10 protein-coding genes are annotated in these 6,746 nt (G+C 46.4%); 6 read left to right on the top strand and 4 right to left on the bottom strand.

Annotated features, from left to right (window positions below):
• Window positions 1–46 precede the first annotated feature (46 nt).
• The 3 genes from ACCI49_RS23010 to ACCI49_RS23000 all read left to right on the top strand — a co-directional run bounded on the left by ACCI49_RS23010 (window position 47) and on the right by ACCI49_RS23000 (window position 2,283).
• Window positions 47–433 (top strand): hypothetical protein, encoded by a 387-nt coding sequence (locus ACCI49_RS23010; protein ID WP_371841579.1) that lies wholly within the window; start codon window positions 47–49, stop codon window positions 431–433.
• Between the two features lie 466 nt (window positions 434–899).
• Window positions 900–1,049, top strand: coding sequence for a hypothetical protein (locus tag ACCI49_RS23005; RefSeq protein ID WP_371841577.1), 150 nt, complete (start codon window positions 900–902; stop codon window positions 1,047–1,049).
• Between the two features lie 364 nt (window positions 1,050–1,413).
• Window positions 1,414–2,283, top strand: a complete 870-nt coding sequence (locus tag ACCI49_RS23000; protein ID WP_371841575.1) for an RbmA family biofilm matrix protein — start codon at window positions 1,414–1,416, stop codon at window positions 2,281–2,283.
• Between the two features lie 192 nt (window positions 2,284–2,475).
• On the opposite strand, the gene ACCI49_RS22995 is transcribed toward ACCI49_RS23000, so the two are convergent.
• Together ACCI49_RS22995 and ACCI49_RS22990 are read right to left on the bottom strand one after the other, a co-directional pair.
• The gene (locus ACCI49_RS22995; RefSeq protein WP_371841573.1) at window positions 2,476–2,631 is read right to left on the bottom strand and encodes a hypothetical protein; all 156 of its coding nucleotides are present in this window, start codon (window positions 2,629–2,631) and stop codon (window positions 2,476–2,478) included.
• Complete coding sequence (locus tag ACCI49_RS22990; protein ID WP_371841572.1) at window positions 2,609–3,565, bottom strand: hypothetical protein; 957 nt, start codon at window positions 3,563–3,565, stop codon at window positions 2,609–2,611. Before ACCI49_RS22990 ends, ACCI49_RS22995 begins: the two co-directional genes overlap by 23 nt.
• A gap of 198 nt (window positions 3,566–3,763) precedes the next feature.
• On the opposite strand from ACCI49_RS22990, the gene ACCI49_RS22985 reads away from it, so the two are divergent.
• Window positions 3,764–4,312, top strand: coding sequence for an HNH endonuclease family protein (locus ACCI49_RS22985; RefSeq protein ID WP_371841571.1), 549 nt, complete (start codon window positions 3,764–3,766; stop codon window positions 4,310–4,312).
• Between the two features lie 337 nt (window positions 4,313–4,649).
• Here ACCI49_RS22985 and ACCI49_RS22980 read toward each other — a convergent pair whose 3' ends face one another.
• Together ACCI49_RS22980 and ACCI49_RS22975 are read right to left on the bottom strand one after the other, a co-directional pair.
• Window positions 4,650–5,267 (bottom strand): tyrosine-type recombinase/integrase, encoded by a 618-nt coding sequence (locus ACCI49_RS22980; RefSeq protein WP_371841569.1) that lies wholly within the window; start codon window positions 5,265–5,267, stop codon window positions 4,650–4,652.
• On the bottom strand, window positions 5,254–5,706 hold the full coding sequence (locus tag ACCI49_RS22975) for a tyrosine-type recombinase/integrase (RefSeq protein ID WP_371841567.1): 453 nt from the start codon (window positions 5,704–5,706) through the stop codon (window positions 5,254–5,256). Before ACCI49_RS22975 ends, ACCI49_RS22980 begins: the two co-directional genes overlap by 14 nt.
• Before the next feature lie 106 nt (window positions 5,707–5,812).
• On the opposite strand from ACCI49_RS22975, the gene ACCI49_RS22970 reads away from it, so the two are divergent.
• Entirely contained in the window at window positions 5,813–6,184 is a 372-nt protein-coding gene (locus ACCI49_RS22970; RefSeq protein WP_371841565.1) for a phage major capsid protein, read from the top strand.
• Window positions 6,185–6,293: 109 nt separating this feature from the next.
• Window positions 6,294–6,653: a capsid cement protein gene (locus tag ACCI49_RS22965; RefSeq protein WP_371841564.1), complete on the top strand. Its 360-nt coding sequence runs from the start codon at window positions 6,294–6,296 to the stop codon at window positions 6,651–6,653.
• The last annotated feature ends 93 nt before the right edge of the window (window positions 6,654–6,746 follow it).

The following is a 6,746-nucleotide window of genomic DNA, read 5'->3' as shown; positions in this document are numbered from 1 at the left end:
TGACCATCGCGACCCATAACACACGGCATAAACCCTAGGAGGCACAATGCCCAGCTTTTCCCCCTTAGAAAATGTGCCGGGCCTGGAAGCCTGGCAATTCGCTTACACCATCGACGACGGCCATAGTGCCGGCACTATTGTGCGCGCGACGGTAACTCAGAAAAGCGAAACCGCCACCGCAGAAGCGCCGGCAGTGGCGGTGCTGAAATGCGTTATCGCGGTAATTGATGACCAGAACAACGTGCAGACCGATGGCGCTGGAGACTTAATGCAGAGCGTGTATGTAACCACCAAAACCCTGCAGCCCGATAGTGGCCAACCGATAAACGTCGCCGACCATGTGGCCGATCTGGTGTCCGACTGTATTGTCGAGGTGGCCAATCGATTGGCCGTGCATAGTTCTATTGCGGCTATGGCGATTCCGGGTGGGTGACTAAGCGCACGATGAATTCGCGGGTGATGATTGGGGAGTGACAGCGAGCGATTGAATTTCGGCTATGGCAATTTCGAACCAGAGACGGACAAGTAATCAAATAAATTACTTGTCCGCTAGATAGAGCTATTAACTATCTTTTGGATCAATTACGGCGTCAAGTCTTTTGGATCAATTACGGCATCAGGTCCAGCTAGAATATCAGTTTCTGCGTACATAACATATCACCTCATACTTAATTAATAAAAATATCAATTGATGTAGATTTACCGTGGTAATTGCAATATAACAATTTCCATACCATTTGAGAGTACTTTGGTTTTGCGTATGGCGCAATATTAATTTCTACCAATGCTGTAAGTTCTGTCTTTTTTTTGTGATGCATTTGTACCAATTGATATTCGAAAGTTTATACCTTGATTGAGTTTGTGGCTATTCTGAGCGGTTAAGTAGTTGGAATAATTTCTTGTGGTCAATTAATGTGCAGACCGATAGTGGCGAGTCGGTAAACGTCGCCGATCATGTGGTCGATCTGGTAACCGACTGTATTGTCGAGGTGGCCAACCGCCTGGCTGTGCATAGTTCTATTGCGGCTATGGCGATTCCGAGTGGGTGATTAAAAGTATCGTTTTACTGGGGATGCGGTCAGCGATTTGGCTGGGGTGGTTACACAATTGTTATCCGCGTTAAGTAATGTTTACTGGAATAAACAGATTAGTTAATAGTGTTATCTCTAGTTGTTGTTTTATTTGGTACGGTTAATGAGAAAAAATTTTGGATGAGTAGAAAATGGTGAAATACAATGCTTCAGGCAGTTTTAGCCTGGTAAACCTATAAAGGTATTTTTCGCAGACTGGAGCCACTAAAGCATGCGATAAATACCAATTGTCAAGGAACAGGTCTTGCTTTATCAAAGTTTGGCTCTAAAAAACTGTCAGAAATACTACTGTACCTCATAATATATGTAATGGATTGTAATTTTGAAAAGAATAAATAAAAACGGTTCTCTGCAAAGGGCTGTGTTGAAAAATTCTATTGGTGTTATCTCTTTAATCTGCGCATCAACATTGGTTCAGGCAGATACGATCAGTAAAAAAATAGATCTGGGTGAGCCGTTCCCCTTTAGGATGGAAGATGGGGTTGAATATGAGATAAATGTAGATGTTGGCTATCAATTTGATTCCATTAATAAAATCTGTATCAATGCTGAGGTTGATAATGGAACTGCTACCGCAGTATCTTATTTGGCGAAAGATGAATCTGCAGATCCTTTTCTCGTTATTACTCCGCAATTGATGTGGTTGTATAAGACCTTCGAACTTCCAACACCTGAAAATCCTAACCCTGTTCCTCAGTTGCAAAAAAGTATCAATATTTGTCAGGGAGAAAATAGTACCTTAGCAAAGAGCTTTCTCGATGGAGAAGGTGAATTTACATACAATGTGTCCGGTGGTTATATAGACTTCTGGGACATTGAGCTGGTTATTGAGGGTGATGTTTCCGACATTCGATTGGCGATTGAGATTGACGAACCTGCCGAATTTTCAGTTCCTTCCTATGGAGGAAGAGTCAATTATGATGCAAGTATTCGTAATTTAGACTCTACACAATCTTTGGTGACACTCGAACAATGGAGTGTACTTAAATTTCCCAACGGGGATAATTACCCCATTCATAAGTCACGGGATGTGGTATTAAATTATTCTGAGGCGAAGGATTACACTCGAAATTATCTAAATATACCTGCTTGGTTTGAGGCTGGAGATTACGAGCTGACTTGGTATGTGACTGACCCAAATACCGGGGTTCGAGTGAAAGACAGCCTGTCTTTCACAAAAAGTGCTGACTAAGTTTTAAACCGCCGTCAGGCTGGGACGCCCTTGTGTCCCAGCTGTTCCTTCCGGATCATACCTGTTTGGGCTGGACGGCCGTCCTTACAACGGGTGAAAAAAGAAACCTCGCGCCGAAGCGCGAGGTTTTGTATCTCACAGTGAGGTTGCAACTCTGTTAGGTGCGACCTAAAAATCTGGCTGGGGCTTCATTTATTTTGGCAGCGCTTTCAACACAACCACTTTGTTTTTATTGCCTTTGTTTTCTTTTATGTTCGATGCAAGGAGCTTCATTGCAGCAGATCTAATATAATCGAATTTTCCCTGCTTTCTAAATTCACCTTTCTCAGGCATTAATATCTTGCGCATTTTCCCTTGCCTCCCCTTTTACCGTGCCATCTTTATACCTGTATTGCTTCATTGAGTATAGGTAAAGTTCTAACTCAATTCGATCTGCAATCTCATCAAAGACTCTCTCACAGGCTCTGCAATCATCCTCGTCGATTGGAGAACATACATTCTGCCCGAAAACAGCAATCGTGAAAATATACACATAAATACGATTCTTAACCGTAATTCGTACGGGTTTACAAAATATAGATCCTAGCTTACCGTTCCTCGAGCGGGTTGACTCATAGAATACACCTTCTTTTATCCCTTTCCTAATGTCTGGGAGGAAAATGCTGTCACCAGTTTTGTAACAGTAGCTGGCTGTGGAGTTGTAACTCATTAGGTCTTGCGGTCTAGTATGCTGCTTCTGTGAATCGCATTTCTTGAAGTACCACCATTTCTTGGTCTTAGCATGGGGGTCTCCCTGAATAATTGTGATTCCGATATTCTTTGAATCTATTCCGAGCCCTTCAATTAGAAAATTTTTGGTTTCGTCTAATGCATGACCAAGCTGGTCATCTGGGTGAGTTATCAAGTTGAAAACATCTTTTCTAGGGGAGAGATGTTTGGCTTTGTTATAAAACCTATCTCGTTTCTTTTTGACTAGTTTATTGAATAAATCTAATAGAGCTTCGGTAAGAGTGTTTTGCCTGGCTCTCACTTTGCTTCTTAGGGACTGAGAGATACCTTTAAGGATGAGGGTTACAATCGTAACTATGGCTAGGGTTGAAAATGTAAGCTCATGTATGCCCTTATAGTTAGTGACCCACTTCCAATCGTCACCCCAGATATCAAGGGTGCCATAATAAAGGCCAACAATTGCTGGAATAATGGTGACAAGGAAAGGGTGATCAATAAATCGAATCACAGGGTTGTCGCCAAAAATCAAATAAAAAAACTTCTTAAAATTCAAAACCAATCCTTGGTTAGTTATAATTTTTCTAATAGAGTTCCTTTTTTGTACAGAGATTATCGTGACTTGGAGTGTAATAGTAAACTCTTGTAATCAGCTTCGAATTAATGTAGGTCACCTTGTATTTGACGTGCCTCTTTGTGTTTGTTCCCCCAGCCCACCTCCGGTACGATTCCTCAAAAATACTGAGGGGTCGTCATGCGTTTAATCCTGCCAATCATCCTATCCGCTGCCCTGGCCAGCTGTCTTGAAGTCGAAGCTAAAGAGGGGCGCGGCTATGACCGTCACGAGTGGCTACCCCGCTGGTCCGACACTGACGGCGACTGCCAGAGCACCCGCCATGAGCTGCTAGTTCAGTTCTCTCTGGCCCCGGTTACCTTCACCAATACCAAGCGCTGCACCGTTAACACGGGCCTATGGCTAGACCCATACACCGGGAACTTCTACACCTTGGCTTCTGACTTGGATGTTGAGCACATCGTGCCACTCTCATGGGCGCATGAGCACGGTGGTGCGAACTGGGCCAAAGAGCTAAAAAGGCAGTTTGCAGAAGACCCTGAGAACCTGTGGCTGGTCGATGATGGTCGGAATCAGAGTAAAGGGGATAAAGGCCCGGACGAGTGGATGCCACCCTATGAGCCCGTCCAGGCCATCTACGTGCAGCGCTTCATGGCGATAGTGGAGAAGTATGGGTTGAAGTTCTCACCGGAGGAATCTGCTCAAATTTTGGCCTTACTTGAGGGGTAGCTTCGGGGGGGGGGGGGGGGTAGTGTGATTGCCCCCGTAGAAGGCCGTGTACGAAAACTCTCTAAGTTAACTAAAACAAGTACGAAAAGTACTGTATAAACGCCTTAGGTTTGGTACAGTAACTCGCCTAAGAGATTGAAATATATGAGGTTAATACCTCCTTGTGGCTCCTGAGGTCGCGGGTTCGATCCCCGTCGGCCACCCCAGATTCTTCCTTGTTTATCAAGGACTTAAAACCTCGCTTAGTGCGGGGTTTTTTCGTTTTGGGCGCCAGTGTGGTAATTCCAGGGGGTAATTTTTAGTACAATCGATTTTTTCAGTTCCCTTGATTGGACATTTATCCAGTGTCTTTTGGCGTGTCCCTCTTTCCTTTAATTCTTGCCTTGTTAAGAGAAGCGACTCTATCGGCGGTGTGGTTGTAGCGCTCCATCATGCTTCGAGTCTTGTGCCCGCTGAACTCCTGCTTGTCACCTTCGAAATCTGAGATGCCTTTAATCTTTAAATCATGAAACCGGAAGCGAGCGGGTAGGGCGCCGGCCTCATTGGCGGCTCTCTGTTCTCGGCTCCAAGTGCTGTTGAATCCGTCTCGGGTAAAGCGCTGCCCAGTTCGGCCACGAATCAGATACATACTTTGTGACCTGGAACTGGTGTTACTTTTAAGTGCCAACTCAACCGCGTCGTGTAATCGTTCCGTCCAGAGCTTCAGCTGCTTCTTGCCGGTCTTCTGCTGGCAGATTAATAAGCCTTTTTCGGTGATGTCCTGCCGTTTTAGGGCCAGTACGTCTTGTTGTTGAGCGGCGCATAGATAGGCTATTTCAATAGCAGCGGCATGAGCCGTATGTCCTCTGGACTCAAGCCAGGTGTAAAACGCGAGGTTTTCCGAATCTTCGACATAGCGCCCGCCCTGCTTTTCTTTGAGGGGTTTTACTGCTTTGGTTGGGTCATCTATTGACACGAATCCGCGAGCCTTCCCCCCAGCGAAAAATGATACTAACGAATGTTCGCTCTCTATTGGCAGCCGTTGGGTATTGTTGGCCGCGCGCATCCATAAACATCTGCACTAGTGGGGAGGTGATATTGTTAGGTTCCATTTCCCCAAATACCGCAAGAACACGTTGGTTGTAGCGGTAGTAGTCTTTTTGAGTCTGCGGTTTTATATGTTTGGTGTACTGGGGAGAGGCGAAGTAGAGCTCTACTAAATCCGCGAAGGTAAAAGTCTTTTGCACTAGGCCGGCTAGGTATTTCTCATAGGCAACCCAGAATTCAGCCTGGGAGGCGTCGGGGCCGGCAATATGCTTGGTTGGCTCGCCATGCTTGTGAAATTGGTAGCCGTTTTTATACCGGGCTACATGCGGCGGCATCCATGCATTTTCGGGGTTGCGCCTTCTGCCCATCAGCTTGCTGCCCCAAGGTTAAAGCCTGGGGGTAGGTTAACACCTGCTAAGTCGGGTTTTGAGGCCCCTCGGGCCAGAATCGCTTGATTAACCATTTCCCAGGTGAGTGCGGGGAATTGGTCCTTTTTCAGCACATAGGGGATCCGGTTGGCAACGAGAAGAGGGTGCCGCAAAGGTTGCCCTGGAGTCAGAGTTTGAAGTAGGTGCTTCTGAGAAATCCAACACTGTACCCAACAGCGTACGCAATATTGCCAGGGTAATCTCCGATGGTCGCCTCAGTGGGCACAATGGTTGGTACCTCAATGCCGACCCGGTAGCGCACGACACTATCGAAGTGCTCTACCTGGATGGCCAGCAAGCCCCAGTGCTGGAACAGCAAAACGGCTGGAATATCGACGGGGTGGAATTCAAAGTCCGCCTTGATGCAGCTGCCAAAGCCTGGGATGCAAAAGGCATGGTGAAAACACCTAAGATCTAAGATCAAACTCAAACCGAACTAATCCTTAAAGAATCCGAAAAGGGCTGCACATCGCGGCCTTTTTTATTGCAGCAGATCTAACGCAAGTGGGGAAAAATGGCTAAGAATTTTGTACAAGACGGGCGCCTTACTGGATTACACCAATAACACCGGCGCAGCTATCGCTTCCGGCCAGGTAGTGGCCATCGGTACGGTTGTGAGTGTGGCTCACGACAATATTGCAGTTGGTGAGGGAGGTGTTATCGCCGTTGAGGGCGTGTTTACCTTACCCAAGGTATCTGGGGCTGTAATAGGTCAGGGGCAAACCCTTACCTGGGATGTTTCCACAGGTGCCTTTGATGACAGTGAAGCAACAGCTGCAACCGGTGATATCACCGGTGCGACCGCCTTTGCTGTAGAGGCTGTCGGTAATGGCGCTACTAGCCTGGCGGTGAAGTTTACCGGCGTACCGGGAACCGTGAAGGTCTAGTGGTCCATGCGGTTAATTCTGTAACGATTGTTTTGCACGCTCTACGGAAGCCAAGATTTGACCGGCGGGCTTTGTCCATTTAAATGGCTTTGC

It is taken from the genome of Microbulbifer epialgicus, from assembly GCF_041447265.1.
In the GTDB taxonomy this organism is placed as follows: Bacteria; Pseudomonadota; Gammaproteobacteria; order Pseudomonadales; family Cellvibrionaceae; genus Microbulbifer; species Microbulbifer epialgicus.
This window is presented reverse-complemented; position numbering and strand designations above follow the sequence as displayed.

Coding starts and splice junctions, on each gene's coding strand:
- ACCI49_RS22975 (WP_371841567.1), bottom strand. CDS start 5,706: ATGGGCAGAAGGCGCAACCCCGAAAATGCATGGATGCCGCCGCATGTA.
- ACCI49_RS22985 (WP_371841571.1), top strand. CDS start 3,764: ATGCGTTTAATCCTGCCAATCATCCTATCCGCTGCCCTGGCCAGCTGT.
- ACCI49_RS23010 (WP_371841579.1), top strand. CDS start 47: ATGCCCAGCTTTTCCCCCTTAGAAAATGTGCCGGGCCTGGAAGCCTGG.
- ACCI49_RS22995 (WP_371841573.1), bottom strand. CDS start 2,631: ATGCGCAAGATATTAATGCCTGAGAAAGGTGAATTTAGAAAGCAGGGA.